This is a genomic window from Nocardia sp. NPDC056000 (assembly GCF_042269265.1).
GTDB lineage: Bacteria > Actinomycetota > Actinomycetes > Mycobacteriales > Mycobacteriaceae > Nocardia.
Genome location: NZ_JBHJXS010000005.1, coordinates 481,000 through 506,931 on the forward strand (window position 1 = coordinate 481,000; position 25,932 = coordinate 506,931).

A 25,932-nucleotide genomic window follows, 5' to 3' on the forward strand; every position below is an offset into this window, starting at 1 on the left:
TGCTGGTGACTCAGCCGCTCAATTCGATTCCCAGCACGACGCGGGGTAACACCATCGCGATCAACAGTCGGTCGAGTTGACCGACCATGACGTCATCGTTGCCGACCGTCGTGTGTAGAACCTGCTCAGCTATAACGAAGTTGAACCGATGATCGCCCCGATACAACACCTGTTGCCGCTCCATTCGGGCGGCCAACACAGGTTCCAGGTCTTCGTGCGAGTTGTGAAAGAAGTCCAGGGCGCGACTGAGGACCGCTTGGGCGTATGCGGGTGTCTGTAGCAGGCCGGGCACCAAAAACGGTTCGTACCAGCGCATAAGGCTGGTTTCCGATTCCCAGACGATCGACTGCCGCTGTCGGTGCGGCAGCCGCATACGCTTGATCTCGATGTACGCGGCTTGCAAGTTACGAAGTGCTGCAATCAGATCGGCTGCCTGCGCACCCGCGCCACACGAACTACACCATGCGCGGATATCCGCTTCGCTGGGAGTTTGATTACCGTGCTCCAGCTTTGAGACCTTGGATGGCGGCCACCCGTGGGCGTGCGCGAGTGCCCTGGCGGTCAGTCCGGCGTCCTTGCGAATGTCTCGTAACTGCCCGCTAAGGGCTCGTCTGGATTGCTGTGCAGAGTCGGTCACCGATCCGCGGATACCCCGATGTAGTCCGCGTACGGGATGGCCAACGGCCACAGCCGATCCCGAACCTGTCGGATATGCGCCGCGATTATGGGATCAGTAGTTGTCGCCAGCCCTTCTCCCGCACCGTCAGGGCTGAACACGCTGAAGGCGACCAGGTCGTCATCGAAGAGCCACCAATCGTCGCCGCTGAGCAATGCCGCATCGACGTTGTGACGAGGGATGTACCGAACCTCTTCTCCCGCAGCGATGTTCAAGGGAGTGACCGCCAGCGCGAACCGCGAGTAGTCCGTATGCGGTTCCGACACCACTCGGACGCGTCGGATCAGCTTTTTCCGTGCCGTGGCCGCCCGAACAACATCGCCCCAGCCCGTGAACCACGTGTAGTCGTCAGGTTCGCCGGCCATGAACTTGCGGAAAGGTTCGTCTTCTGCGGGCGTCGAATACGTGTCCTGGAGTTCGAGATGGACCGCGAGCGTCCATTCCAGACCGAACAGGCGGTCGGCGTCCTCACCGCGATGCAGCAACATCAGGTCGAATCTCCTGCCCTACAGGAACTTTCACGCCAGCTTCGTGGTCCGGGATGTCCATCTCGGCGAGTACATCCGGATCGAGGATCGGCTCACCTGTGAGTGTGAAAGTACCGTGTCCGGTATCCGTGAGCACAACCCCGAGACAGGTCCCGGCCTCCAGGTAGGCAAGGAGTGCATGGGGAATCTCGATCAGGTCCGGATGGTCGGTCACCCACCAACCTTGGACTACGTAGTCACTGTCCCCGAGGTACAGCGTCGGTGATTGATTTCCAGTTGTGCTCTTGCCCCGACGTCGCTCCCGCAGGTCAACGAATCATTTGGCTTGGAGAAATCTGAAGAAACATCGTGGATTTCAGTGACCCGAACTCTCTAGCGTGTTCGTCCATGGCGCTGTACGAATTCGCCGGCGGACTGCTCGAACTTCAAAGCGCCGGAAACGAATCCGATGACTACTCGGGGTTCTACCTCGAGTTTCGCGGGCGCGGGGCGCCCATCAGGCGGGACGAGAGCGAGGCAGTGGTGGTACATAGGCCGACCGCAATCGGCTACCTTCGCACAGACATTTCTGGATCGGCTCGGCTCTGGGATCAAACCCAAATCCGCAGGCTTGCAGCTCGTCTCGGCTACGACTTCGCAGACATGGTGATCTATGACCCGAAGTTCGGACGGCCACCGCTGGCCCGGTTGAAAGCACAGGCAACGCGGCTCGATGCAGAGGCGGTCATAGTGCCCAGTCCCGAGCACTTTTGCGATAGTGAGGTGCCAGCTGCTCTCGTCGAGCAATTCGACGTGATCACCGTGAATCCGGAAGAGACCTACTCTCGGGGTGCTGTGTCGCCACTTCGGCCCCGGCAATCACCCCGGAACCGGTGATGTCGCCGATCCGGGTGTGTGGCGGGCGAATCCACGCAGCATCAGATCGCGCCCCGACCGCCAGCTCCGCACGTGCGGGGTACGACGCATCTTCGGCGCGGAGAGCGCCTCGGCGACCGCCTCGCCCTTGTCGGACAGCCGGATCGATCCGGGAATCGCCACGGGATCGGCCCAATCCTCCGGGTTTTCCGTGGCGAGCAAGCCGTAGGCCGCGATCAAGCGGAGTGCGGACACCAGCTCACTGTGCGGCGCCCCCACCATTCTCACCAGTAGCGCTGTGCTGCAACCCGACTCGGACACCAGATCGAGGATCTGCACCACATCGCGGTGGGCCCTCAGCTCGTCCAGCATTCTCTGATCGTTGTAGTCGCCATTCACCTGAATCGCCTCCTCGCTGCCCGGAACACAGAACCGGTCAGAAACTGGACGATAGGCCGTTTGTGCAGGTAGGGCGGTTGCGTTGACACACCCTTGACACCGCCGCATCGTTTCCTGACACGATCCGAACGGTCGGACTGGAAGGGCTGATTATTCGCCGGGCCAAGGTAGGCCGTTGAACGCGTAGACGGCCTTGCGCTGGTCCAACATGCTCACCACCGTCTCGGGTGGCGCGGGAGCAAAGATATCAACCATCTCAAGCTCTTCGCCACGTCGCTCGGGGTCGTGAACATATGCGCGGCGGCCATTTTCGAACTGTCGCAACATGCCCGACGGCCAGACGTCGGGGCGTGCTCCCTGGCAACACAGCAGTTGGCCTTGTCGCTCCAGGTACTCGCGGAGCGCGAGCAGGCAGCCGAGATAGTCGTCGTCTTCCGCACCGAACCGGCCGTGCCCGACCAACTCCACTCGCGCGAGCGGCGGCTCTCCCAGTCGCAGCACAATCGGTGAGAGCACGCCCGCGGAATCAACCGCCGTCAAGTTCACAATCTCCGGCATCCCACTCCCGTCATCGCCGAGGATGCTACTCGAGCCGGAACGAATCTCTAGCGACTCCATAGGGTTCAGGACGGTCCGGGCAAGTGCCGTCGGGGCAGTGTGTTGGTCCATTGGCGTTGCTCGGGGGTGTCGGGGACGGTGAGCCCGCGGGCTTGTTCCAGTTGGTTCCATGCCGTGTCGGGGTCGGTGCCGTTCAGGATCAGGAGCGCGGCGGCCAGCAGAGATGCCCTGCCGATGCCGAAGCGGCAGTGGGTGAGGACGTGTGCTCCGTCGTCGAGTTCCGCGGCGAGACGTTGGAGGGTCGGCAGCACGCTCGCCTGCTCGGGTATGCCGCGGTCGATGATCGGGATGGGCACGAATTGCAAGCCCGCGTCGCGGGCGGTGCGTGGTTCGGCTTCGAGCTCGCATTCGTAGAGTTCTGGGGCGGTGAGCGCGCAGACGAGAAAGTCGACGCCACTGGCTTTCAGCGCAGCCATCTCGTCTTCGAGCCATTCGCCGCCACGCGGTTTGGCCATGATGCTCAGCACTCCGGGACCTCGATGGTCGACGGTGTTAAGGGTAGGACGCATAGTCATTGCCTCGAACTGCGATGGTTGTTGCCAAGTCGGCGTGCAAAGTCAGGATGATCACCGAAGTTGCTGCCGGGCAGGGGTATTGCGTGCGCTCTGGCGTGAGTGGGCGAGCATGCCGAAGGCACCTCGCCACTGCACTGTACGTCACCACCGGCGACCTGTTGGCCGCCAGTGGTCACACCGCCACGATCGGCGAGCGAATCCGGTCTGCAGGACGGTGATGAGTTTTGTCGAGCAGCACCAGTATCGCTTCGGCGATCACCAGGCGGGGTTGCCCGCCAGGGGGAGGTTGATCCAGCTGGGGTTGGCGGGGTCGAGTTGGAGGTGCTGCGGGGCCAGTTGGCTGTCGGCGAAGGTTAGGCCCATGGGGAGGGAGCGGGGGAAGTTGGCGGCGTAGATGTCTACGCGGAGGCGGTGGCCGGGCTGGAGAACGGCGTCTGTGGAGCGGATGCTGATGTCGAGGGTGGTGGGTTGTCCGGGGACCGTGGGGAGGCGGTCGGACAGGGAGATGAGGGGGTAGGGGTCGGTGTAGTCGCCGTTGGATGAACGGGTGGAGCGGGAATCGTCGATGGCGCGGAAGGAGGAGACGAGTTGGCCGGAGGAGATGGCGGTGGAGCGGCCGTCGGGGGCGACGTCGTTGATGCTGATGACCCAGAATCCGTCTTGGGTGTCGTGCACCGTATTCAGGTGTGCGGCAATAGGTCCGGAGATCTCGGTGGGCTCGGTCACCGGCGGGGTGGTGAAGGTAAGGGCACTGGTTTCGGCGACGCGGCTGTCCTTGCCGCACAGGTCGAGCACCGAGGTTATGCCAGCGGTGATCTGCGCGGAGTCACGCGAGCATAGAGTAGCCAAACCCGGTGCGACGGTAAGTGTTTGGATGGCCCCGGGGACTTCGGAGGTGATGCTGCCGTCGTGCGCGACCGGGAATGCGGTGGTGCCACTGGGATTGGCCGACAGGTACATCCGCCGGTAGTCCGCCTCCGGGCGTGGGAATTGGTCGGTCGCCGTCCAACCGCCACCTTGTTGGAACAGCGTATACGGGTCGTAATCGTCGATACCGTTGTCGATTCCCTTGAGCCACTTGTCGAACCAGGCGCGTTGCAGCACATCCAGGCGCGGCGGGGTCCCCGGTACACCATTGCGACTGATCGGGGAGCCGTGATATCCGTTGCCCATCAGCAGCTTCTTCTGACTCGACGGCAGCGGAATGCTGTTGAACGCCTTGACTTCCGAGTACGAGAACAGGTCGTACCAGCTGCCGACCAGGAAGGTCGGGACCTTGATGTTGTCGACGCCGCCCTGCCAGGCTTGATGCCGCGCGCTGGAAGCGTCGAGCAGTTCCTGCGTCGACTGCGGCACCTGGTCGCGAGTCAGGCTGAATACATAGCCTGCCAGCACATCGGCCATGACCAGCGGACTGTCCACGCGATCGGTGAACCACTGCCAGTCGAACCGACCGGCGAAGATCGATTGCAGGTCTGGGACGAACTTCGCGGCGTTGACGGCCAGCAGCCACGGAGCCAGGAACGCGACGCCGAAAGCGCCTCCGGTGTCGGCGATATCGTGCAGGATGTCGTTGCCCGGGTCGACCGGGAAAATCGCGGCGAGCGATTTGGCGCCCTGTTGGGCGGCATGCAGTTGATTGATCGCGCAGTACGAGACCCCGGTCATGCCGACCTTGCCGGTCGAAAATGGCTGCGCCCCAGCCCAGTCCGCTATCTCGGCGGCGTCCTGTTGTTCCCTGGTCCCGAACACATCCCACGTACCCTGCGAGAACCCGGTGCCGCGCGCGTCGACCACGACCATGGTGTATCCGCTTTGAATGAGCTTGCGATCCACGCCCGCGAAAATGCGCCCGGTTCCCGCCGGAACGGTCTGCAGCAGATCGGACAGTCCGCCGAAACCGAAGGCGGACAGGTCGATCATGGTGGCCAGCCGGGACAGCGCGTCATAGAGGACCGGCATGGCGATCGCCGAATCGACCAGGTTCTGCATGAGTTTGGTGTAGGGCGTGATGTTGACAATGGTCGGCAGCGGCTCGGCGATAGGGCCGTTGGCGTCCGCGGGCCGGTAGATGTTCCCCTTCAGCACGGTGCCATCGCTCATCGTGATCGGAACATCCCAATCGATATGCACGGCAGGATATTTCGGAGCGGACTCGTAATCGGCGAGCCATTGTGCACCGGCAGCGCCGCCATCCGGCTGGGCCGGTGCAGGGGCGACCGTCAACAGTGCGGCGGTCACCACCGCGGGCAGCAGAACGGCCAGTCCTCGTAGTCGCCGCCGACGCTTGCTCAACATATGCACCCCATTGTTTCGATGTGTCGTTGCCGGGCCATGCGGGCTCGCGACGACCCCCGCGTGTCATCTGATTTATTTCTGTATCCGATGGGGAAATATATCGGCACTGCGGGCGCTGGACATTGTCCGAAGCCGCCAACCCGGTAACGTGATGGGAGATCCATCGAAGTAAGGGGTTGTTCGAGTGGCAGGGCCGCGCACCATCGAGACGTCCGCCGCACCCGCCGCGAAGCGAGTCACCAAGCGCCGCGCCGAAACTCGGCAGCGCATGCTCCAGGCGGCCTACGAGGTCTTCGCCGAACAGGGCTTCGGCCGCACCAGACTCGAGCAGATCTGCGAGCGCGCCGGATACACCAGGGGCGCGTTCTACTCGCAGTTCACCTCGATGGACGAAGTGTTCCTCACCATGTGGGCCGAACGCTCCACCCGGATGATCACCGATGTCACCGCGGTGCTCGATCGCGAACCCATTACCGACCTGCGCGACGTCCGACAGGTGGTCGACCACGTGCTGGCCGCAATCCCCGTGGACGACAACTGGTTCCGTATCAGCCTCGAATTCACCGCACACGCCCTGCGTAACCCGGACCTGCGCGAGATCATGGTCGCGCGCGAAGCCGCGATCAGTGCTGCCCTGCTACCCGTGATCGAAACCCTGCTGAGTCGAATCGGCCGCACCATCACCGACCGCGAAGCCCTCGGCCAAGCCCTGATCGCGGTCCAGGACGGCACCATGACCCAATGCCTGATGGAACCGGCCAACCCGCTCAACCTCGAACGCCGCGCCAACCTGTTCCAGCAGGTCGTGCTCGCGTTCTCGGTCGAGCGGAAACCGAACTAGGTCCGCTGCACCGTCGGAGCGGATTCGATTCCGAGCATGGCAATAGCGACCTCGTCAGCCGCAGTGTGCGGCAGCGCGGTTCCCATGTTGTCGAGGATAAGCAGTTGTGCCGCAGGGATTTCGGCTGCCAGGGCCTGTCCGTTGCCGACAGGGAAGAACGGGTCGGCACGGCCGTGGACCACGAGGGTGGGGATGGTGAGGTCGCCGAGGCGTTCGCGCCAGCGTGGGGTGCAGTTGATTCGGGAGAAGACCATGCCGAGTTGGTTCGCCTGGTGCACTGAGGGATCGGCCGATGGGGTGCGGTCCCAGATTCGGGCCGCTGTCGTGCGCGCCTGCTCCGGGTCGTTGGCCATCGGTGCGGCACCGGCCTCGGCGAAAGCGGCGACGGCATCGCGGTCGGTCCAGTCCGGGAAGGCCCGGGAGAACACCGTGCTCAGGATCGTGTGATCGTGGTCCGGCAGGTCGTCATCGACCGGACCCGGTGCGACCGGCCGCGTGCCGACAAGGGTCAGGGCGGAGAACGCGTCCGGGTAGTCCAGTGCGGCAATCTGAGCGACCATTCCGCCGACACCGACCCCACCGAGATGTGCGGTCGAGGCTCCGAGCGTTCCGACGAGCGCGGCTGCGTCGGCAGCCAAATCCCGCAGGTCGTACGCCGGGTTCTCCGGGTCGAGGGTTGTTGATGTGCCGGAGTCTCGCAGGTCGTAGCGGACTACGCGCCGCCCACCGGACGCGAGTCGCTCGCAGAGTGCGTCGGGCCAGGACAGCATTGTGGTGCCGCCGATGAGCAGTACGAGTGGATCGGCTTCACGGCCGAAGCTCTCGATGCCTAGATCGACGCCGTTGGCTCGTATCGAGGTCGCACCGGATTGAAACGGGCTCGCCATGCCGCACTCCTGTCTGTCGGTATCCGGAGATACGACGACGGAGTCAGTCGAAATTCATCGATGCGAGCTACTTCTTGCCGCCGAACTGGCGCTCGAGGTAGTCCAGGTTCTGGCGCAGGGCCGCGATCGCGCGGGCGGGGCCGCCGTCGTATTGGGTGGATGCCTCTTCGTGCAGAACCGTGCGGACCGCCATTTCGGAGAGCTGATCGACGATCGCGCGTTCGGTGTCGGGGGAGTCCTGGTGATGCCACCAGGCGATCCAGTTGAGCATGCCGATGATGCCGAGGGCGGCCACGCGCGGGTCGACCGGGCGGAAGACCCCGGCGGCGATGCCGGTGTCGATGACCCGGATGAACTCCTTGAGGACGTTCCGCTTGCTCTTCTGATAGATCTGCGAAAGCTGTTCGGGGAGTTCGGCTTCCGAGCGGACGAGCAACCGGAAGCGATCCGGTGATTCGGTGTGGCTGCGTGCGATCTCACTCGCCATGGTGCGCAGTTTCTCGACGCTGTCCAGATCGGTGCGGTCGTTGATGCCGCGCAGTGCGATGGCGGGCTGTTCGGTGATCTCGCGGACCAGCCGCGCCAGCAGCTCATCCTTGTTCGCGACGTAGTGGTAGAGCGCGGGGCGGGTCAGCCCTGCGGCCTCGGCGATGTCCTGCAGCGAGGTCGCGGCGAAGCCGCGCTCGGCGAAGAGCGCGGTCGCATGCTGCATGATGTTCTGTTCGACGAGTTCGCGCCGGGCGGTGCTCGGTTTGGCCGCCGGGGTGTCGGTGGCGGCCGCACTGGATTTCGAGGCGCGAGTTGCGGGCATAGGCGCAGAATAGTCTGCCGCGGCCGGAGTGCTGGTCATGCGACCGCGTCCCGGCGTACCGCGTTCGGCTCGTCGGTGATCGCGACCAGGTGCGTTCGGGCGCTGGCCAATCCGGCGGCGAGATCGGACAGCTGTGCGCGGGTGGCTTCCACCACGATCAGCGCGGTGGTCCGGCGCGAACAGCGTTCGGCCAGATCGAGTCTGGTCAGGACCGCCGAGCGGTCCGCCGGACCGGTGAGCCATATCGTCTGTGCGACGGGCAGTTCGTCGAGAAACGCGTCGGCGGCCGCGCCCCAGGCATCGGGAAAGTCGATCGAGGCGGTATGGGTGCCCGCGGCGTGGCGCAGCTCAGGCGGTGCGATGCGGTCGCCGAAGGTGCGGCCGCCACGGGTGAGCGGCCGGGCCAGGATCCAGTCGTCGAGACCGTCCGCGGGCACCTCGCCGATCTCGGTCCCCGCATAGGCGGCCAGCCCCGCCCGAGCCAGCGCGGGCGCCGAATGCGCGAAGCGATCGATGCCGACCTTGCCCGCGCGGGTCATATACGCCAGCGTCAACTGCTCGAGCGGCAAATCGGTGCGGCCGGGGAACGATTCCCACCACAGCTCGCTGCGCCGGGCCACACTCTGCAAATGCTCGACCGCAGGTCGGCGCTCGAGCTCATAGCGCTCCAGAGCCGAAGCGAGATCATCGGATTCGCGCAGCGCGTTATCCAGCGCGATCGCGTCCTCCATGGCGAGTTTGGTCCCCGACCCGATGGAGTAGTGCGCGGTATGCGCCGCATCGCCGAGCAGTACCGTATTCCCGGTGTGCCAGCGCTCGCAGGACACGGTGTGAAAATGTGTCCAGCGCGTGCGATTGCCGATGAGTTGATGACCGTCGAGCGAGTCGGCGAATACCTTCTCCAGATAGCGCAGCGATTCCTCATCGGATTCGCCCGCTTCGGTTTTCATGGTGGTGCGGTCGAAACCGGCGTTGCGCCACGTCTGTTCGTCGGTCTCGATCAGGAACGTGCTGCGATCGGGCGCATAGGGGTAGGCATGCGCGACGAAGGTCCCGTGTTCGGTGGTGACGGGCACGAACACCGCACGCGGCAACGCGAATTCCGTTCCGCACCACAGGTATAGCCCCTTGCCCACCGAGATGTGCGGCTGCACCACCGCGGCCTGGGACTGCCGTGTCGCGCTATTGACACCATCGGCGGCGATCACCAGATCGACATCGAATTCCGCTGCGGTGCGCCGAGTTCCGAAATGCAGTCCGACCCCAGCCGCGCTCGCCGCATCCTGCAACACCTGCAACAGCCGGGTGCGCGCGATGGCGACCAGATTCCCATGCGGGTACACGACGGTCCGATCACCGACCGACATCGACATCTCGTGCGGATGGCATGCGGCCTCGATGGCATCGAACGAGGCGCTGTCCGCCTGGCGCAGATTGTCCTGCGTGCGGGCCGCGAGCCCGACCCCGAAGCCGAAAGTCGTATCGGGAGTGCCCTGTTCGTAGACGTCGACCTGCGCGTCGGGATGACTCTTCTTGATCAGCCGGGCGGTGTACAGCCCGCCGGGCCCGCCGCCGAGGACGGCTACCGTGTGCAGTTTCATTCGCAACCTTCCTGGGTTATGCGGTGGATTCGGACTCTGCGACCAGGGCCGCGACACTATTGCGCAGCCACTTCTTGTCGACCTTGCCGACATTGCTGCGTGGCAGGGCCTCGACCCACTCCAGATGTTCGGGCCATTTGTATTTGGCGACGCCGAGATCGCCGAGGTGGCGCTGAATCTCGCTCATACTCAACGGGATTCCGGTGGCGGACACCAGATAGGCGCATCCGCGTTCGCCCAGGCGTGGATCAGGCATCGCCACCACGGCTGCTTCGGTGATACCGGGATGGCGCAGCAGCAGCGTCTCGACCTCTTCGGCGTTGATCTTCTCGCCGCCGCGATTGATCACATCCTTGATGCGTCCCTCGATCGAGAGGTAGTCCTCGCCGTGCAAGCGCACCATCATGGCCAGGTCACCCGAGCGGTAGAAACCGTCGGAGGTGAAAGCGCCCGCATTGTGTTCGGCCGCATCGAAATAGCCGGGGATGGTGTATGGACCGCGGCAGCATAGCTCGCCGACTTCGCCGTGCGGCACCGGCGTTTCGGTGCCGGGGTCGAGCAGCCGGATTTCGTCCTCGGGCGAGATCACCGTTCCCACTGTGGCCAGCCGCGCGGATTCCGGTGCGTCCCAGGGCGTTACGGTGAACAGCCCCTCGGACATGCCGAACAGTTGTCCGGCGAGCGCGCCGTCGGCTTGCACGTGATCGAACAGCGACGGAGGCACTTTGGCTCCGGAGAGGATCACTCGCCGCAGGTGTTTGCGGGCGGGCACGAACCGCTCGTCGAAGACCGCGCGATACAGGCCATGACCCAGCAGTACATCGGTTGTCTCGGTCCGCGCCATCAACTCGAACGCCGTCTCCGGATCGGGAGTCGCCACGACCAAACAGCCGCCCACCGCGTGCGCGGCGTGCACCGCGCAGGAGATACCGGCGTTGTGCACCAACGGAATCAGATGCGCGACACGCGTGTCCTCGTCCCAGCCCAGTCGCTGAGCGTAGAGCAGACCGTTGTTCCAATACTCGGCGTGGATCCGCGGAATCACCTTCGGCACGCCGGTGGTGCCGCCGGACAGCTGAAACGCGACCACGTCCTGCGGATCGATCAGATCCTCGAGGTCCAGCACCACCTGGCGAGCGGTCGCCGCATCGATATCGACGCCGATATCCTCGAGCCGAACAGTCTCTGCCGCAGGCGAATCCGCGCCGACGGTGATGATCTGCCGGATCTGCGATTGCCCGCGAGCATGTTCGAGCGCGAACTCGACCAGATCGAATTTCGGTGTGCCCGCCTCGACGATATGAACCGTCGCCCCGACTTTGGCACTGATGTAGGAGATTTCGTGCATGCGATGCGCCGCCAGCGTAGCGACGGGCACCAACCCGGCCTTGATCACGCCGTACCAGGCCACCACGGTGTCGAGCCGGTTGGTGAGCTGCAGCAGCACGGGGTCATGCTGCCGCAGCCCCAACCGGACCAGACCGGCGGCGAGTTGGTCTGTGCGCCGGTCCAGTTCGGCATAGGAGAGCCGCCCGTCGGCCGAGATCACCGCGGGCCGATCGGGATGACGTTCGGCGGCCTCGCGCAGTCGACGACCGGTGGGTGCGTCGGACCACGCGCCGCTGGCGCGGTAGTGAGCTGCTCGGTCGGCGGGGTAGCCGACCAAACGGCCGTTCCAATCGAAATGGGTCACGGGCGGAATCCTTGCTTATCCGATTCTCGAAAGATGGGGGTTACTGGGCGGCGGCGGGAAGCAGTCGCGCCAGTTCCAGGGCGTGGTCGGGATGATCGGCGGGCACGATGCCGCTGTAGATCGCGGTCCAGCAGCCCGGGCAGCACAGCTGACGGAACACCACCTGGGCGTCGACATAGACACCGGGATCGGAGGTGACCTGCGGGCCCGCGTCACGCGAGGGACCCTCGTAGCGCGCCAGACGCAGTTCGGAGTCGGTGCGATTGTCCCCGAGCGCATATCCGCACTGCGCGCACGCCACAATGTGCGCGTCGCCGACGGTGACCTCGGCGAGGTTGTCATCGAGCCGCCGAGCGTGGGTCAGATCCAGACGCGGGGCGTCGGTATCGACCGCGGTGGAACGTTCGCGCCGCAGATCCCGCAGCTGGTCCCGGCGCGCGGCCGTGCCGTCGATATCGATCTCGCCGTTGGTGATGATGACGCCGTAGAGATCCTCCACCGCGTCGATGGTCACCTTGCCTTCGCGCAGGTCCACGGCCACCGCGTCCGGATCGCGCAGCAGCGGATCACCGTAACCGCCGCCACCTTGCCAGTGCATGTAGAGCACCTGCCCCGGAGCCAGGAAACTCTCGTCGTAGCACTGCCCGAATTCGCGGCCTTCGCCCAACTCGGTGAGGCTGGCCGGAATTCGACCGGCCGCGAACTCCGCGGCGATATCGGCACCGCGCGCGAGGACTTCGACGCCGGTGTTGCCGGGGTAGCCGCCCGCCAGGCCCTGATTCTGCGCCACGGCCTTGCCCGCGGAGGCCAGCACCAGACCCATCGGCAGGCTGGTGCCGTACGGGGTGATGGCGACCGAGGCACTCACACCGCCGCGATGGCGTCCCGGACCACCGGAGTCGGGCTCCTCCCGCCGCCACAGCATCAGCAGCGGGTACAGGAATTCGGTCATCTCGGTATCGGGGACGCGGCCCATCGGGATGCAGAACAGGCCCCCGGTATCGATGCCGTCCGCGGTGGGGCGGCCACCGTAACCGCCCGCCATGGGCTCCATCATCACGTTGAGGAACGGCTGCGGCTGGGCCGGGCGCTCGTCGAGGCCCGCCAGCACCGCCGTATCCCAGGTACCGCAGCAGGCGGCCTGCACGCTCGAGCCCAAATCGACTGAGCGGTCAAGCATTTGGGACAGGCATTCGGCGACCAGGGTGCCCGTCAGCCAGGCGGGACCGATCGGCCCGCGACTGACCGCCGCCGGGAAAGTGGCATTGTTGATGGTTCCCGGTTCGGAGATCAGATCGAAGCAGCGCATCAAACCGCCTGCGGACCACGGGATGTCACCGGCAAGCACGGGCAGCAGCGCGAGCATGACACCGCCACGCATCCCGGCGTAGGTGCAGTTGATGACTCCGGCTTGGCGGTCGGTGCCGGTGAAGTCGAAGCTGAGATGGTCTCCGGCCTTGGTCATGGCGAGGGTGATCTTGTGCAGATCGCGGTCCCCACTATGGGACTGGTCCTGATATCCAGTGGCCTTCCAGGTGCCGTCCGGCAAACCGGAAAGCTTTGTGCGCAAACGCGTCTCGGCATCGGCCATCATGCGCTTCATCACCGCTTTGACGGTGTCCGCGCCGTACTGCTCGATCACCGCGAGCAGGCGATTGCGCCCGACGGTATTGGAACCGACCTTGGCGCGCAGGTCCAGCCCTACCAACATCGGCACCCGCGAGCGGCGCACCCAGGCGTCGGCGACATCGGCCTGCAGCACGCCCCCGCGCACCACCTTGATCGGCGGCGTGGGCAGCGCCTCGGCGAAGACATCCTGTGCGGCGGGGGAGAAGGAGCCGAGTCCGAAACCACCCAGGTCGGGTTCGTGACAGATGGCGCTGGTCCAGGCGAACAGCTTGCCCTCGTGGAAGACCGGCTGATAGACGATGACATCGTTCTGATGCAGTCCGCCACCGACCCAGGGGTCATTGCACAGGAACATATCGCCCTCGGCGATACCCGGATTGAGCGCGCGGTGTTGCAGCGTCCAGTAGATCGCGAGATCGACCGCACCGACGAGCATGGTGTTGTAGAGGCCGACCTGGACCTCCTGGCCGAGCTCGTCACCGATGGCGAAATCGAAGTCATTGGCATCGGTCACGATCGGCGAGCCGGACATGCGCTTGAGCGCCTCGCCCATCTCATCGGTGACCGACCAGAGGCGGTGCCGCACAACCTCATAGGTGAGCGGGTCGAGGGCGTCGATCTGCTCCTGGGTGACGGTGTGCACCGGCAGCGAGGGCGGGAGCGAGCGCAGCAGTTCGACGGGGTCGACCGGGCGACTGGAGAACACTTCCGAACCGGGAATGGGCATGGTCATGACGGCGATCTCCTAGTTGACCGGGGTGATGGTGAGGTTGCCGAGGCGGTCGACGACGCCGACGGTCCGGTGCGGAATGACGACGGTCGTGGTCGGCACCTCGAGGATCGCCGGACCGGGAAGCACATGGCCCGCACGCAATTTGCTGTAGTCGTAGACATCGGTGTCGACGTAGCCGAGCTGGCCGTCCAGGCAGACTGGTCGGGTGCCGATTTGGGCGACCGAGGCGTCGGTGGAACCCGCACCCTCGAGTTCGGGGAGCTCGGAGGAGAATGGCAGCACGCCGGTCGCGCGGACCCGGAAGGTGATGGCCTGGATTCCGGCATCGCGGAAGCCCGCGCCCTCACCGTAGAGTTCGGCATAGCGCTGTTCGAAATTCGCTGTGGCAGTGGACATTGTGGTCGCGTCGAGCTCACCCTCGGGTACCAGCGTGGCGACCTCGGCGAGCTGTGCGCCGTAGCGCATATCGATCTCGCGTTCGACCTCGACACGGCTGAAGGTCAAACCCTGGCGGCGCAGGGCCGCACGCACACGGCGCTCGAGCTTGTGGAAGTTCGCCTCGGCGCGCGCGGGATCCATCGGCATGGTGGTCGGATCCGAGAGTTCCGCCGCCAGAACGACATTGGAGGCGGCCAGGCCGTACGCGGAGAATGCCGAGGCCACCTGGCCGAGCGGCACGATCACCTCGCGCACCCCGATCTCGGCGGCGTAGGCGGCGCAGTGCGCGGGACCCGAGCCGCCGAAGGCGTAGAGTACGAAGTCGCGCGGATCGTGTCCGGCTTCGACGACGGTCTTGCGCAACAGGTCACCGGTCTGGGCGTTCTGCACCGCGTAGATCGCGGCAGCGGCGTCTTCGACGCTCAAGCCGAGCGGTTCGGCGATTCGGGTCCGAATCGCTTCGCGGGCAAGGGATTTGTCGAGCGGCTTGCGTCCGCCGAGTAGACCGCGCTCGGGCAGGATGCCCAGCACAAGGTTGGCATCGGCATTGGTGGGCTCGGTGCCACCCTGTCCGTAACAGGCCGGGCCGGGCACGGCCTGCGCACTGTGCGGCCCGATCTGCAGGTTCCCGCCGGCGTCGAGCCAGGCGATCGCGCCACCACCGGAGCCGATGGCGTGCACCTGGAGGGTGGGGACATTGATCGGATGGCGATTGATGATGGTGGTGCTGGTGCGCACCGGTTCGCCATCCACGACGAGGCCGACCAGGAATGTGGTGCCGCCGACGTCGGTGGCGATGACATTGCGATGTCCGAGCTGCCGTCCCAGCGAGACCGCACCGACCACGCCACCGGTCAACACCGAGCCGACGGTGCTGATCGCGTTATTGGGAGCCTCGGCCGCGGTCACCGCGCCACCGTTGCTCTGCATCACCAGCAGCGGGCCGGAAAGTTTGCGTTCGCGCAGCCGGGTTTCCAGGGCACCGAGGTAGTCGCGCAGGCCCGGGCCGATCTGGGTGCTCATGATGGTGGTCGCGTTGCGCGCGAATTCACGGATGCGCGGGCTGATCTCGCTCGACAGCGCGACGTAGATGCTCGGGTCGATCTCATGCACCAGATCCCGGATGCGCTGTTCGTGCCGGGGATTGCGGAAGGACCACAGCAGCGATACCGCGATCGCCTTCAGTCCGTCGTCCAGCAGCGCGCGAATGGAATGCCGCGCGGCCTCCTCGTCGAGCGGGACGATGATATTGCCGTCCCGATCCACCCGCTCGATCACCTCGAGCGCGTGCCGCTTGGGGATCAAACCGTGAGACTTGCTCTGCCCCATCACATTCTGTAGTTGTTCGGGCGCTCCGCCGAGGTAGCGGCCCTCCACATTCATGATGTAGATCGAGTCGCGGTGACCCTTGGTGGTCAGGAATCCGACCGGGGGCACATTGCCCATCACCAGCGCGTTGAGCGAGGACGTCGTCCCGTGCGCGATGTGGTGGGTATCGGCGAGCATCTCCTCGATGGGCCGCCCGAGCTGCTGGGCCAGCACCTCGAGTACATCGAGCACGCCCTCGGAGTAGTCCGGCGGGGTCGAGGGCGCCTTCGCCGCCACCACGGTTCCAGCGCCGTCGTCGAGGACGGCATCGGTGAACGTGCCGCCGACGTCCACGCCGATCACATAGCTCATGACCACTGCTTTCTATCTATGCCGAAGCGTACGTCTGCGTTGACTTACGTTAACGTCGAGTATTTGACGCAGACGACAGAATGTCAAGAGTGATTCGTGAACGGGGTCACATCCAAGACCTCAAATTACCAGCTCTACCAGCAGATTCCCGTTCTTCTAACACGTCAAATACTCGACATGGGCGTCAAAATAGTGGTTGACGGATCGCCGATCGAGTCGAATACTCAACGCATACGTCAATCACCAACCGGTGATCAGGGAGTGTGGAGGTACACCCGGATGGACACGCACCGAATCGGACTCGTGGTGCCCAGCTCGAACGTCACCGTGGAAACCGAGCTGCCACGGCTGCTCGGGCGGCACCGCGAGGCGCGATTCTCGTTCCACTCGAGCCGGATGCGGATGCAGGCGGTCTCACCCGAGCAATTGGCCGCGATGAACGCCCAGCGCGAACGCTGCATCCTCGAACTCGGCGATGCCGGGGTCGACGCGGTGCTCTACGCGTGCCTGGTCGCGCTGATGTCGGTCGGACCCGGCGAACACCAGCGCGTCGAAGGACTGGTGGCCGAGCAACTGGCCACCGGTGACAGTGCGGCGAAGGTGCGATCGAGCGCCGGTGCGCTGGTCGAGGGCATCAAAGCGCTCGATGCCCGCAGCATCGTGCTGGTCACCCCGTATATGCGGCCGCTTGCGCAGCAGGTCGTGGACTACCTCGAAGCCGAGGGCATCGAGGTATTGGATTGGCGCGCACTGGAAGTCGCCGACAATGCCGAGGTCGGCTGCATCCCGGGCGAGCGCGTGCTCGACGCCGCGCGTTCGCTGGACCGCTCGGGCGCGGACGCGCTGGTGATCTCGGCGTGCGTGCAGATGCCGTCGCTGGATCTGGTGCAGGCCGCCGAAGACGAATTCGGGCTGCCGGTGCTCTCTGCGGCCACCGCCGGGGCATACAGCCTGCTGCGTGCACTCTCGCTGCCCGTCGACCTGCCCGATGCCGGGCGGCTGTTGCGCGCGGACGCGAACCTCACCGCCCTCGCCTGATTCGAGTATCGACCGGAGGAATCATGTCCCCACTAGCCCATACCGTCCGCGGCGTCGACCACGTCGCCTATCCGACCTTCGATCCGGCTGGCACCGTCGAGTTCTACCGCGATGTACTCGGATTCCCTGTCGTGCACTCGATTTGCGCGGCGGGATGGGGTCCGGACAAGCATCCGGACTTCATCCACTTCTTCTTCGACATCGGCAACGATGATCGGCTGGCGTTCTTCTACTACTTCGGAACCACACCCTTCACCGACGGGCCGCAGGGCGACGCCTATTCGAGTTTTGCCGCTGACGTGCCGATTTGGTTCATTCGCTCGCGGCACCTGGCCATTCACGTGGACAGCCAAGACGAGCTGCTCGAATATCGGCGGCGGCTCGATGCCAGCTCCTGGCCGGTGGAGATGCAGATCCAGCACGAGACCATCGAATCGATCTACACCCACGACCCCAACGGGTACATGATCGAATTCACCAGGGCCATGCGGCCGGTCACGCCGCAGGAGGATCTGGACGCCAATATCACCATCGACGCCCTGGTCGACATCGTGCGGGCGGGCGATCCCACCATGGATAAGCTGCTGTGCCGCAAGGCCGATCTGATCACCGAGCGCGCACAGGCCTGGCAGGACGGCCAATCCGCTTCCCGCGCTGGCGATGTCGACGCGGTGGTGAGTGCGCGATGACCACCCTGTACATGCTCGAGGTGCCCGAGAACACTCCGATCGCGGCGGTCGCCGACGCCGATGCCGCGGTCACCGTGGACCGGGTCGGGCCGTATCTGCGGATCAGCGCCGACGGGCCGATCGTCATCGATCGGCGGGCGACCGGGGCTCGGCACGCCGTCTGGTATTCCAGCGTGGCGGGGCTCGCAGACTCTCGAATCACCCAGTGGGACAAAGACGCCATGCGAATCGAGCCGCGATGACCGAGACCACACACCTGGGTGCGGGGCGCTATATCGAGGCGCGCGTCGCCCCCGACCGGACGGTGACCACCGTCCACGAGCTGGTCACCGCCGACGGGGCGAAGGTGTCCGGGGTGCTGCGCACCGTTCCGGGGGCGAAAGTCGTTGTCTGCCTGATGCATCCGCGCCAGGACCTCACGCATCACGTGCTGGTTCCGGAACTGCTCGCTAGCGGGTTCGCGGTGTGGACGCAGGGCACGCGCTCTCCGAACAATGACATCAACCTGGTGCATGAGCAGGCGCTACTGGATGTCGCGGCGGGAATGCTGTTGCTGCGCAACCTGTTCAACACCGTCATCACCCTCGGGCACTCCGGGGGCGGCACCCTGTATGCCTTCTATCAGCAACAGGCCGCGCTCGCTCCGGAATCGCGGCTCACTCATACCCCCGCTGGGCGGCCGATCGATCTCGCGGGCGCGGAGATGGCGCTGCCGGATGCGGCCATTTTCCTTGCGCCGCACCCCGGTCAGGGAGCGTTGCTGCTGCGGTTGATCGATCCGTCGGTTTCCGATGAGGCCGATCCGCTCTCGGTGGACGCGAGTCTCAATCCGTTCGATCCGGGCAATGGTTTTGCCGAACCCCCGCACGCCTCGCACTACAGTCCCGAATTCGTCGAGCGGTATCGCCGGGCGCAACGCGATCGGGTGGCGCGCCTGGATGGCATCGCCCGGGCACATATCGCCGAGACCGACAGGGCCCGTGCACGTTTCGCCGAGACCAAAGATCCCGTGTATCGCCGGGCGGTGCTCGCGCCGCGACTGCTCACCGTGTATCGCACCGACGCGGACCTGCGATTCACCGATCTCGCGCTGGATCCGAACGACCGGCCCTACGGATCACTGTTCGGGCGTCGACCTGATCTGACCGATTACGGTCTGGTCGGCTTCGGGCGCATCAGCACCCCCGACGCCTGGTTGTCGACCTGGTCCGGGTTGAGCAGCAATGCCGAATTCCTGCGCTGCGCACCGGGTGTGACGACGCCGACGCTGTTCATCGAGCTCACCGGTGATCAAGCCTGCTTCCCCGAGGATGCGAAGGCCATGGTGGACGCGCTCGGGGCTCGCGACAAGACACATCTGCGGGTGCCCGGCACGCACTTCGGCGGTGCCATCGCCGAAGGACAGTCCACGGGCGCGCAACTGGCCGCGGCCGAGATCGCCGAATGGATAGGCGGATTGGCCCGATGAGCGATCCGACGCAGGACTCGCGCGTTGCGGTGGTGACCGGTGGCGGCAGCGGTATCGGGGCCGCGATCTCGACCCGGCTGGCCCGCGACGGCATCGCCGTCGCGATCCTCGATCGCGATGAAAACGCCGCCGGGGCAACCGCGGCGGCCATCGAGCGCGCGGGCGGCACCGCACTGGCGGTGGTCGCCGATGTCGCAGACGAATGCGCCGTCGACACCTCGATCGCGCGTATCGCCGATCGGCTCGGCCCGCCCACCGTGCTGGTCAACAATGCCGGAATCACACGCGACCACCTGCTTTTCAAGATGACCGTGCAGGACTGGGACGCGGTGATCGGTGTGCATCTGCGCGGCGCGTTCCTGCTCAGTCGCGCGGTGCAATCCCACATGGTCGACGCACGCTGGGGCCGGATCGTGAATCTGTCGAGCATCTCGGCACTGGGTAATCGCGGGCAGGCCAATTACGCCGCGGCCAAGGCGGGTCTGCAGGGATTCACCAAAACCCTGGCGATCGAACTGGGGCGCTTCGGCGTCACCGTCAATACCGTCGCGCCCGGCTATGTCGAGACGCCGATGACCGCGGCCATGGCGGACCGGCTGGGCATCACCTTTCAAGAGCTGGAAGCCGAACTGGCACAGCATGTTCCGATCGGGAGGATCGGACAGCCCGACGATATCGCCGCGGCGGTCGCCTTCTTCGTGCGTGCGGACTCGGGTTTCGTCTCGGGTCAGACGCTCTATGTCGCCGGTGGACCGGTCAACTGAGATGAATAGTGAAAATGGAGAGCACACAATGGGTTCCGCACACTTCGTAATCCGTGGGGCACGTGTCTTCGATGGCCGCGAGGTACTCGATCGCGCCGATGTATTGGTCGAGGACGGGCGCATCGTCGCCGTCGGCACGGTGGCTGCGCCGGTGGGAGCCGAGGTCGTGGACGGCACCGGAAGAACCCTGATTCCCGGGCTGATCGACGCGCACGCGCACGCGAAACCGCCCGCATTGGCGCAGGCGATCGTCTTCGGTGTCACCACCGAACTCGATATGGGTTCGGACCCGAAGTGGATGCTCGGCGAGCGCGAAAAAGCCGCCGCGCGTGACGATGTCGCCGACGTGCGCTCGTCCTCGTTCGGTACGACCGTGCCGGGCGGGCACCCGTCCATGCTGATCGGATCCTTCTTCGAGGAACAGTTTCCGACCGTCAGCACGATCGACGATATCCCCGGGTTCGTCACCGATCGCCTCGCCGAAGGTGCCGACTACATCAAACTGCTGATCGACGACGGTTCCGCCATGGGTCATGCCTCGCCGACCCTGAACCCGGCAATGGTCGCCGCCATCGTCGGTGAGGCGCACCGGCACGGCAAAATGGCGCTCGCGCACGTGACCACCCTCGAAGGCGCGCGTCAGGCCGTGGATGCGGGTGTCGACGGCCTCGTGCACCTGTTCATGGACACCGAACCCACCGCCGAGATCATCGAGCACATCCGCCAGGCCGGGATCTTCGTCATCCCCACGCTGAGCACGCTGGGCTCACTGGCGGGGGAAACCACCGGCGAAGCCCTCGCCCATGACCCCCGAGTCAACAGTCTCGTTCCCGATGCATGGCACGAAAACCTCTGTGCCTGCTGGAAATTGGGCGGCGAGTCCAAACTCGAATACTCCCTCGCGGCCGCACGCATGCTGCATGAGGCGGGAGTTCCGGTGCTCATGGGCACCGACGCCGCCAGCCTCGGCGTCTTCGGCACCGCACACGGCGTGAGTGCCCACGGCGAACTCGCCCTGCTGGTGCGCGCCGGTCTCACCCCCGTCGAAGCCCTGCGCGCGGCAACCTCCCTGCCCGCCAAGCATTTCGGCCTCACCGACCGCGGAGCCATCGCCCCCGGCCTGCAAGCCGACCTGGTTCTCATCGACGGCGACCCCACCACCGATATCAGCACCTCACTATCGATCGACACCGTCTGGCGACGCGGCTCCCGCCTCGACCGCGAGCACTACCGCGCCCAGCTCGCCACCTCGGCGGCCAAGGAATGAGCCCGATGCACCGACGAACTGCACTGATCACCGGCGGCTCGGCCGGAATCGGTAAAGCCATCACCACCATGTTGATCACCGAAGGCTGGGCCGTAACCATCTGCGGCCGCGACCAAGCCAAACTGGACGCGACCGCAAAAGAACTGGGCGACAACGTAACCGGAGTAGCAGCCAACCTGGCCGACCCCACCGCCCCCGACCTCCTGCTCACCCGCCACCTCGAACACCACGGCACCCTCGACCTCCTGGTGAACAACGTGGGCATCGGCAAACTCAGCCCGATCGAATCCAAATCCGATAAGGACCTGGACCTGGAAATAGCCCTGAACTTCCGCTCCGCCTTCCGACTCCTCCGCTCCTGCATCCCGAGCCTGCGCGCCTCAGCGGCAACCCACGGCAAGAGCACGGTCATCAACGTCAGCTCCCTGGTAGCCCGCCAATCCCCACCCAATGTCTCGGTCTACGCCGCCACCAAGGCCGCCCTGGTAGCCCTGAGCCACTCCGCTCACGCCGAACTGAGCCGCGACGGCATCCAAGTAACCGCCCTCTTACCAGGTTTCGTCGAAACCCCGGGCACCACCCGGGCACAGCCCTCGGCAACCGAACCGATGATGACCCCCGAGGACGTAGCCGAAGCGGCCCGCTTCCTCTTGCGGACCTCTCCCCGCTGCTTCGTGCCCGAACTCATGCTGACCACAGCGGGCCCGGGAATCCTGCACTCACCCGTTGACTGGGAGGCGTCCGACTGACCTCACAGACTGGAATGAGGCGCGCGTAGCCGAGTCCGGATATCGGGTTTGAGGACCTTGCCGATTTTGGAGCGGGGTAGGTCGGACCAAATCTCCACCTGCTTAGGCGATTTCACTCCACTGAGCAGGCTCCGGGCGTGCGCGCGTAGCTCGTCGGCGGTTGCCGTGTGACCGGCGTGCAGTTGGACGACCGCGGTGACACGCTCGCCCCATTTGTCGTCGGGGAGGCCGATAACCGCGCAGTCCTGGACGGCGGGGTGGCTGAGCAGGGCCTGTTCTACTTCGGCGGAGTAGACGTTGAAGCCGCCCGTGATGATCATGTCTTTGGCGCGGTCGACGACGAAGAGGTAGTTGTCGGCGTCGAGGTAGCCGATGTCGCCGGTGTGGTGCCAGCCGTAGCGGGAGACGTCGGCGGTGGCTTCGGGGTTGTTGTGGTAGCCGGCCATGACCAGGGGGCCTTTGACGACTATTTCGCCGCGTTCGCCGGTGGGGAGCAGGTTTCCGGCGTCGTCCATGATGGCGACCTGGGTCAGGGGTGTGGGGCGGCCCGCCGAGGCGAGGCGTTCGGTGGCGATGGTGCCGTCGCGGTGGAAGTGGTCGGCGGGGGACAGGGTGGAGACCATCATGGGGGCTTCGGATTGGCCGAAGAGCTGGCCCATGACGGGGCCGATTCGGTCGAGGGCTTCGGTGAGGCGGGTGGTCGACATGGGGGCCGCGCCGTACCAAAGGCATTGCAGGGAGGAAAGATCGGTGCTCGAGAGCGCGGGGTGGTCGAGCAGCATGTAGATGAGGGTGGGCGGCAGGAACGAGTGCGTGATGCGATGCTGCTCGATCCGGTGCAGATAGTCGCCGAGGTCGGGTGCGGGCAGGATCACGATCTCCCCGCCTAGAGCCAGGATCGGAAAGCACAGCACACCCGCGGCGTGCGTGAGCGGGGCCAGCGCCAGATAGCGCGGCCGCTCATCGAACGGGTAGCTCATCAGAGTGAGCGCGGTCATGGTCTCGATGCTGTGGCCGGTGAGCCGAACTCCCTTGGGACGCCCGGTGGTTCCGCCGGTGCCGACCAGCATGACGAGATCGTCGATCGGGTCGGCCTGCCACGGTGTCGGCGGTATTCTCCCGATCCACTCGGCGAACCCGATCGCACCCTCGACCGCGCCGTCCAGGCAGATCGCGGTGGTCACGCCGGGCAACTGCGGCAGGATTTCCTTCACCAGCGGTGCGAAGGACTCCTGGAAAATCAGATAGGTGCAGTCGAAAAGCTCCAGCAGATCCCGGTTTTCGGCGGCGTCGTTGCGTGGATTGATCGGGCACCACACCGCTCCCGCGCGTGCGATGCCGAAAACGCAGGTGAACGCCGTGATGTCGTTGGCGGACAGGATCGCGACCTTATCGCCGGGGCGAACACCGGACAGGTGCAGCGCGCGGGCGACCTGCCACGAAAGCTGTTGCACCTCTTGATAGGTACGGCTCTGCCCGCCAGCGGTGAGGCAGGGCGCTGCGGGACCGAGGGACGCACCCTTGTCCAGGTAGTCGGTCAGACGCATTGCATAACCTCCGTGAAACCTACTGGGGGATAGAAGAATTCGGGCCGCCGACGCCGATTGCAGGGGTTGCGCCGGCGGCCCGATGCGTGATCAGCGGTGCACGGTCAGAATCGGCTCCGAAACCAATCCGAACGCGCGCAGCACCCCGAGCAGTTCCCGGTGCCCGAAAGCCTGACAGGCGGAGGCGAATCCGACCTGTTTCGGCCGCGTCTGCAACAGGGCGTTGGCGGCGTACGCCTGCAGCAGTCCGGTCTGCTTGTAGTTGCAATTCCCGTAGATCACACAGTGCGCGCGCCCCAACGGCCCCGACGCGTGGACCGAATCCAGCGAGGTGTTGATGCGCGGGTTCTCGCGCGGCGGCATCTCATCGCGCACGGCCGCCGCCTGCTCGGTCAGCACCCGGAGCTTCTCCTCGGGCGGCAGATCCTTCACCTGTTCCAGGACCGCGGTCACGATTAACGGCACGCCCTGCATGAGCGCGCGGTCCGCGACTCCGCCCAACACCTTGACGTTCGCCACGCGCGGATCGTGCTTGAACCACACCGGATGTGAGGTCCCGCCCCACGGCAGCGCGAGGCCGATCTCATGCTGGCCGGGCACCACCACGTTGTACAGACCGGCATCGGCCGGCCATTCCACGTACCGGTTCTGCTCCAAGTAGTACGCCTTGGCCAGCGCGGCATTGACCAGAATGGTCTTGGTCGACGCGACGGTCGGGAAGCCCTTCCAGATCACCTGGATATCGAGGGTGTCCAAACCCGGTGTCTCCAAGCAGATTTGGGCGGCGATCTCACCGGTGGTGTACATCTGCGCGATGCCGGGGGACAGCAGCAGACCTTGCGCCGCCATATCCGCGCCGTACTGCTCATCGCAGTCGATGAGCCAATCCTGTTCGCCGGTGGTGTCCAGATAATGCGTGCCCGCGGCGATGCACGCCTTGACGACCTCGTGGCCGTACTGCGCGAAGGGGCCGACGGTATTGCAGACCACCGATGCGCCGCGGAACAGTTCGGTGAGCGATTCCACCGAATGCGCGACCTCGACCGTCTCGTATTCGACGGTGTCGATTCCGGGGATGTGGTCGATCGCCTCCTGCAGGCGGGTCTTGTCCCGCCCGGCCGCGATGAACGGAATCCCGTACTCGCGCAGGTATTCACAGATCAGACGGCCGGTGTAGCCGGAAGCGCCATAGACGACAACGGGTTTGGTGCTCATATCTTTCGGACCTTTCGTGGTTCCGGTGCTCACATGCCCATGCCGCCGTCGACCGGAAGACCGGCCCCGGTGATGAAGCGGGCGGCGTCGGAGGCGAGGAAGACGACGGCGTCGGCCATATCGGCGACTTCGCCGAGGCGGCCCTGCGGGGTTTGGGCGATGACTGCGGCAACGGCCTCGTCCGCACTGCCGAACAGCCCGATCTCGGCGACATCGCTCGCCAGCTGCGCACCCATCTCGGTGGGCACCAGGCCCGGGTACACGCAATTGACGCGGACGCCGTAGCCGAGCTTGCCCGATTCCATGGCCGCGACCCTGGTGAGCCGGTCGACGGCGGATTTGGTCGCCGAGTACACCGAAATTCCCGGGAATGCGATTGTCGCGGCGACCGAGGCGATGTTCACGATCGCACCGCCCCGGCCTGCCGCGCCGCCGGGCCGCATTGCCCGGAACGCGTGCTTGATGCCCAGCGCGGTGCCGAGCACATTCACCTCGAGCATGCGACGCACCTGCGCCGGATCGAGATCCACTACGAGACTTGTGATTTCGACACCGGCATTGTTGACCACGATGTCGAGACCGCCGAGCGCGGCGACCGTATCGGTGATGGCGTGTTCCCAGCGGTCGTCATCGGAGACGTCGAGTGGGACGAATTCCGCGGTGGCTCCGGTCGCGCGCAGTGCCTCGGCGGTCTGTTTGCCAAGATCCTCGTTGACATCGGCGATGGCGACGGCGGCGCCCGCGCGAGCCAGCGCCTCGGCCATTCCCGCGCCCAGTCCGCGCGCCGCTCCGGTGACCAGCGCATGGCGCCCGGCCAGGTCATACCCACTCATCAGGGATCTCCTCTTCGAGATGGCTTGTGTTGCTCGACCACTCATTACGCGCCGGCGGGGAATGAGATGTGAGTCACAGTACGCAAAACTTTGGACAGTCGTCAAGACTTTTCTTGACGACTGTCCAAAGTCAAGCGGCGGATCCGTTGTGACCCGCGATACACTGAGCGGGGTCCCACCCACGTGACAGGGCAGATGAG

General features: G+C 65.3%; 25 protein-coding genes. 9 read left to right on the forward strand and 16 right to left on the reverse strand.

Annotated features, from left to right (window positions below; all coding sequences use genetic code 11):
- Window positions 1-10: 10 nt before the first annotated feature.
- Genes ACFC4D_RS18000 through ACFC4D_RS18010 form a run of 3 tightly spaced genes read right to left on the reverse strand, consistent with a single transcriptional unit; the run spans window position 11 to window position 1,378 of the window.
- The gene (locus tag ACFC4D_RS18000) at window positions 11-637 is read right to left on the reverse strand and encodes a helix-turn-helix domain-containing protein (protein ID WP_376064665.1); all 627 of its coding nucleotides are present in this window, start codon (window positions 635-637) and stop codon (window positions 11-13) included.
- Window positions 634-1,164 carry a DUF6879 family protein gene (locus tag ACFC4D_RS18005; protein WP_376064666.1) on the reverse strand — a complete coding sequence of 177 codons (531 nt, stop codon included), beginning with the start codon at window positions 1,162-1,164 and terminating at the stop codon, window positions 634-636. The genes ACFC4D_RS18000 and ACFC4D_RS18005 overlap by 4 nt, the downstream gene beginning before the upstream one ends.
- Window positions 1,145-1,378 (reverse strand): hypothetical protein, encoded by a 234-nt coding sequence (locus ACFC4D_RS18010; RefSeq protein ID WP_376064668.1) that lies wholly within the window; start codon window positions 1,376-1,378, stop codon window positions 1,145-1,147. Before ACFC4D_RS18010 ends, ACFC4D_RS18005 begins: the two co-directional genes overlap by 20 nt.
- Window positions 1,379-1,551: 173 nt before the next feature.
- Here ACFC4D_RS18010 and ACFC4D_RS18015 point away from each other — a divergent pair, with 173 nt between their 5' ends.
- The gene (locus ACFC4D_RS18015; RefSeq protein WP_376064670.1) at window positions 1,552-2,040 is read left to right on the forward strand and encodes a hypothetical protein; all 489 of its coding nucleotides are present in this window, start codon (window positions 1,552-1,554) and stop codon (window positions 2,038-2,040) included.
- Here ACFC4D_RS18015 and ACFC4D_RS18020 read toward each other — a convergent pair.
- The 4 genes from ACFC4D_RS18020 to ACFC4D_RS18035 form a co-directional block, all read right to left on the reverse strand.
- Window positions 2,023-2,391: a hypothetical protein gene (locus tag ACFC4D_RS18020; RefSeq protein WP_376064672.1), complete on the reverse strand. Its 369-nt coding sequence runs from the start codon at window positions 2,389-2,391 to the stop codon at window positions 2,023-2,025. The genes ACFC4D_RS18015 and ACFC4D_RS18020 overlap by 18 nt on opposite strands.
- Before the next feature lie 177 nt (window positions 2,392-2,568).
- Window positions 2,569-2,976: a hypothetical protein gene (locus ACFC4D_RS18025; protein ID WP_376064675.1), complete on the reverse strand. Its 408-nt coding sequence runs from the start codon at window positions 2,974-2,976 to the stop codon at window positions 2,569-2,571.
- Between the two features lie 65 nt (window positions 2,977-3,041).
- Window positions 3,042-3,503, reverse strand: coding sequence for a hypothetical protein (locus ACFC4D_RS18030; RefSeq protein ID WP_376064677.1), 462 nt, complete (start codon window positions 3,501-3,503; stop codon window positions 3,042-3,044).
- 303 nt (window positions 3,504-3,806) lie between these two features.
- Window positions 3,807-5,849, reverse strand: a complete 2,043-nt coding sequence (locus ACFC4D_RS18035; protein WP_376064680.1) for a CocE/NonD family hydrolase — start codon at window positions 5,847-5,849, stop codon at window positions 3,807-3,809.
- Window positions 5,850-6,117: 268 nt separating this feature from the next.
- Between ACFC4D_RS18035 and ACFC4D_RS18040 the strand changes: the two genes are divergently transcribed.
- Window positions 6,118-6,690 carry a TetR/AcrR family transcriptional regulator gene (locus tag ACFC4D_RS18040; protein WP_376064863.1) on the forward strand — a complete coding sequence of 191 codons (573 nt, stop codon included), beginning with the start codon at window positions 6,118-6,120 and terminating at the stop codon, window positions 6,688-6,690.
- On the opposite strand, the gene ACFC4D_RS18045 is transcribed toward ACFC4D_RS18040, so the two are convergent.
- From ACFC4D_RS18045 to ACFC4D_RS18070, 6 genes are all read right to left on the reverse strand, one after another.
- Window positions 6,687-7,577, reverse strand: coding sequence for an alpha/beta fold hydrolase (locus ACFC4D_RS18045; RefSeq protein WP_376064681.1), 891 nt, complete (start codon window positions 7,575-7,577; stop codon window positions 6,687-6,689). The genes ACFC4D_RS18040 and ACFC4D_RS18045 overlap by 4 nt on opposite strands.
- Window positions 7,578-7,644: 67 nt before the next feature.
- Window positions 7,645-8,388, reverse strand: a complete 744-nt coding sequence (locus ACFC4D_RS18050; protein WP_376064683.1) for a TetR/AcrR family transcriptional regulator — start codon at window positions 8,386-8,388, stop codon at window positions 7,645-7,647.
- A gap of 35 nt (window positions 8,389-8,423) precedes the next feature.
- A complete protein-coding gene (locus ACFC4D_RS18055; RefSeq protein WP_375958610.1) occupies window positions 8,424-9,989 on the reverse strand; it encodes an FAD-dependent monooxygenase in 1,566 nt (521 codons plus the stop codon).
- Window positions 9,990-10,005: 16 nt separating this feature from the next.
- Window positions 10,006-11,682 carry a (2,3-dihydroxybenzoyl)adenylate synthase gene (locus tag ACFC4D_RS18060; protein WP_376064685.1) on the reverse strand — a complete coding sequence of 559 codons (1,677 nt, stop codon included), beginning with the start codon at window positions 11,680-11,682 and terminating at the stop codon, window positions 10,006-10,008.
- Window positions 11,683-11,722: 40 nt separating this feature from the next.
- The gene (locus tag ACFC4D_RS18065) at window positions 11,723-14,044 is read right to left on the reverse strand and encodes a hydantoinase B/oxoprolinase family protein (protein WP_376064688.1); all 2,322 of its coding nucleotides are present in this window, start codon (window positions 14,042-14,044) and stop codon (window positions 11,723-11,725) included.
- A 12-nt stretch (window positions 14,045-14,056) separates the two neighbouring features.
- On the reverse strand, window positions 14,057-16,162 hold the full coding sequence (locus ACFC4D_RS18070) for a hydantoinase/oxoprolinase family protein (RefSeq protein ID WP_376064690.1): 2,106 nt from the start codon (window positions 16,160-16,162) through the stop codon (window positions 14,057-14,059).
- A 279-nt stretch (window positions 16,163-16,441) separates the two neighbouring features.
- Here ACFC4D_RS18070 and ACFC4D_RS18075 point away from each other — a divergent pair, with 279 nt between their 5' ends.
- From ACFC4D_RS18075 to ACFC4D_RS18105, 7 genes are read left to right on the forward strand one after another with little or no spacing between them, the layout of a single operon-like run.
- Window positions 16,442-17,200 (forward strand): maleate cis-trans isomerase, encoded by a 759-nt coding sequence (locus ACFC4D_RS18075; RefSeq protein ID WP_376064691.1) that lies wholly within the window; start codon window positions 16,442-16,444, stop codon window positions 17,198-17,200.
- Between the two features lie 23 nt (window positions 17,201-17,223).
- Window positions 17,224-17,889: a VOC family protein gene (locus tag ACFC4D_RS18080; protein ID WP_376064693.1), complete on the forward strand. Its 666-nt coding sequence runs from the start codon at window positions 17,224-17,226 to the stop codon at window positions 17,887-17,889.
- Window positions 17,886-18,131, forward strand: coding sequence for a hypothetical protein (locus tag ACFC4D_RS18085; protein ID WP_375958598.1), 246 nt, complete (start codon window positions 17,886-17,888; stop codon window positions 18,129-18,131). The genes ACFC4D_RS18080 and ACFC4D_RS18085 overlap by 4 nt, the downstream gene beginning before the upstream one ends.
- Window positions 18,128-19,357, forward strand: a complete 1,230-nt coding sequence (locus ACFC4D_RS18090; protein ID WP_376064696.1) for an alpha/beta hydrolase — start codon at window positions 18,128-18,130, stop codon at window positions 19,355-19,357. Before ACFC4D_RS18085 ends, ACFC4D_RS18090 begins: the two co-directional genes overlap by 4 nt.
- Window positions 19,354-20,121: a 3-oxoacyl-ACP reductase FabG gene (gene fabG, locus ACFC4D_RS18095; protein ID WP_375958594.1), complete on the forward strand. Its 768-nt coding sequence runs from the start codon at window positions 19,354-19,356 to the stop codon at window positions 20,119-20,121. The genes ACFC4D_RS18090 and fabG overlap by 4 nt, the downstream gene beginning before the upstream one ends.
- Before the next feature lie 28 nt (window positions 20,122-20,149).
- The gene (locus ACFC4D_RS18100) at window positions 20,150-21,388 is read left to right on the forward strand and encodes an amidohydrolase family protein (protein WP_376064698.1); all 1,239 of its coding nucleotides are present in this window, start codon (window positions 20,150-20,152) and stop codon (window positions 21,386-21,388) included.
- A 5-nt stretch (window positions 21,389-21,393) separates the two neighbouring features.
- Complete coding sequence (locus ACFC4D_RS18105; protein WP_376064701.1) at window positions 21,394-22,137, forward strand: SDR family NAD(P)-dependent oxidoreductase; 744 nt, start codon at window positions 21,394-21,396, stop codon at window positions 22,135-22,137.
- A 2-nt stretch (window positions 22,138-22,139) separates the two neighbouring features.
- Here the strand turns inward: ACFC4D_RS18105 and ACFC4D_RS18110 are convergent, their stop codons facing one another.
- The 3 genes from ACFC4D_RS18110 to ACFC4D_RS18120 all read right to left on the reverse strand — a co-directional run bounded on the left by ACFC4D_RS18110 (window position 22,140) and on the right by ACFC4D_RS18120 (window position 25,732).
- Window positions 22,140-23,684, reverse strand: coding sequence for a long-chain fatty acid--CoA ligase (locus ACFC4D_RS18110; protein WP_376064704.1), 1,545 nt, complete (start codon window positions 23,682-23,684; stop codon window positions 22,140-22,142).
- A gap of 90 nt (window positions 23,685-23,774) precedes the next feature.
- Window positions 23,775-24,899: a DUF5938 domain-containing protein gene (locus ACFC4D_RS18115; protein ID WP_376064707.1), complete on the reverse strand. Its 1,125-nt coding sequence runs from the start codon at window positions 24,897-24,899 to the stop codon at window positions 23,775-23,777.
- A gap of 29 nt (window positions 24,900-24,928) precedes the next feature.
- Entirely contained in the window at window positions 24,929-25,732 is an 804-nt protein-coding gene (locus ACFC4D_RS18120; protein WP_376064709.1) for an SDR family NAD(P)-dependent oxidoreductase, read from the reverse strand.
- Window positions 25,733-25,932: the final 200 nt, after the last annotated feature.

What these genes read in the sequence shown, in the direction of transcription:
- ACFC4D_RS18005 (WP_376064666.1), bottom strand. Translation starts at nt 1,164, where the DNA reads ATGTTGCTGCATCGCGGTGAGGACGCCGACCGCCTGTTCGGTCTGGAA.
- ACFC4D_RS18015 (WP_376064670.1), top strand. Translation starts at nt 1,552, where the DNA reads ATGGCGCTGTACGAATTCGCCGGCGGACTGCTCGAACTTCAAAGCGCC.
- ACFC4D_RS18020 (WP_376064672.1), bottom strand. Translation starts at nt 2,391, where the DNA reads ATGCTGGACGAGCTGAGGGCCCACCGCGATGTGGTGCAGATCCTCGAT.
- ACFC4D_RS18025 (WP_376064675.1), bottom strand. Translation starts at nt 2,976, where the DNA reads ATGCCGGAGATTGTGAACTTGACGGCGGTTGATTCCGCGGGCGTGCTC.
- ACFC4D_RS18035 (WP_376064680.1), bottom strand. Translation starts at nt 5,849, where the DNA reads ATGTTGAGCAAGCGTCGGCGGCGACTACGAGGACTGGCCGTTCTGCTG.
- ACFC4D_RS18040 (WP_376064863.1), top strand. Translation starts at nt 6,118, where the DNA reads ATGCTCCAGGCGGCCTACGAGGTCTTCGCCGAACAGGGCTTCGGCCGC.
- ACFC4D_RS18045 (WP_376064681.1), bottom strand. Translation starts at nt 7,577, where the DNA reads ATGGCGAGCCCGTTTCAATCCGGTGCGACCTCGATACGAGCCAACGGC.
- ACFC4D_RS18050 (WP_376064683.1), bottom strand. Translation starts at nt 8,388, where the DNA reads ATGCCCGCAACTCGCGCCTCGAAATCCAGTGCGGCCGCCACCGACACC.
- ACFC4D_RS18055 (WP_375958610.1), bottom strand. Translation starts at nt 9,989, where the DNA reads ATGAAACTGCACACGGTAGCCGTCCTCGGCGGCGGGCCCGGCGGGCTG.
- ACFC4D_RS18065 (WP_376064688.1), bottom strand. Translation starts at nt 14,044, where the DNA reads ATGACCATGCCCATTCCCGGTTCGGAAGTGTTCTCCAGTCGCCCGGTC.
- ACFC4D_RS18070 (WP_376064690.1), bottom strand. Translation starts at nt 16,162, where the DNA reads ATGAGCTATGTGATCGGCGTGGACGTCGGCGGCACGTTCACCGATGCC.
- ACFC4D_RS18075 (WP_376064691.1), top strand. Translation starts at nt 16,442, where the DNA reads ATGGACACGCACCGAATCGGACTCGTGGTGCCCAGCTCGAACGTCACC.
- ACFC4D_RS18080 (WP_376064693.1), top strand. Translation starts at nt 17,224, where the DNA reads ATGTCCCCACTAGCCCATACCGTCCGCGGCGTCGACCACGTCGCCTAT.
- ACFC4D_RS18085 (WP_375958598.1), top strand. Translation starts at nt 17,886, where the DNA reads ATGACCACCCTGTACATGCTCGAGGTGCCCGAGAACACTCCGATCGCG.
- ACFC4D_RS18090 (WP_376064696.1), top strand. Translation starts at nt 18,128, where the DNA reads ATGACCGAGACCACACACCTGGGTGCGGGGCGCTATATCGAGGCGCGC.
- fabG (WP_375958594.1), top strand. Translation starts at nt 19,354, where the DNA reads ATGAGCGATCCGACGCAGGACTCGCGCGTTGCGGTGGTGACCGGTGGC.
- ACFC4D_RS18100 (WP_376064698.1), top strand. Translation starts at nt 20,150, where the DNA reads ATGGGTTCCGCACACTTCGTAATCCGTGGGGCACGTGTCTTCGATGGC.
- ACFC4D_RS18105 (WP_376064701.1), top strand. Translation starts at nt 21,394, where the DNA reads ATGCACCGACGAACTGCACTGATCACCGGCGGCTCGGCCGGAATCGGT.
- ACFC4D_RS18110 (WP_376064704.1), bottom strand. Translation starts at nt 23,684, where the DNA reads ATGCGTCTGACCGACTACCTGGACAAGGGTGCGTCCCTCGGTCCCGCA.
- ACFC4D_RS18115 (WP_376064707.1), bottom strand. Translation starts at nt 24,899, where the DNA reads ATGAGCACCAAACCCGTTGTCGTCTATGGCGCTTCCGGCTACACCGGC.
- ACFC4D_RS18120 (WP_376064709.1), bottom strand. Translation starts at nt 25,732, where the DNA reads ATGAGTGGGTATGACCTGGCCGGGCGCCATGCGCTGGTCACCGGAGCG.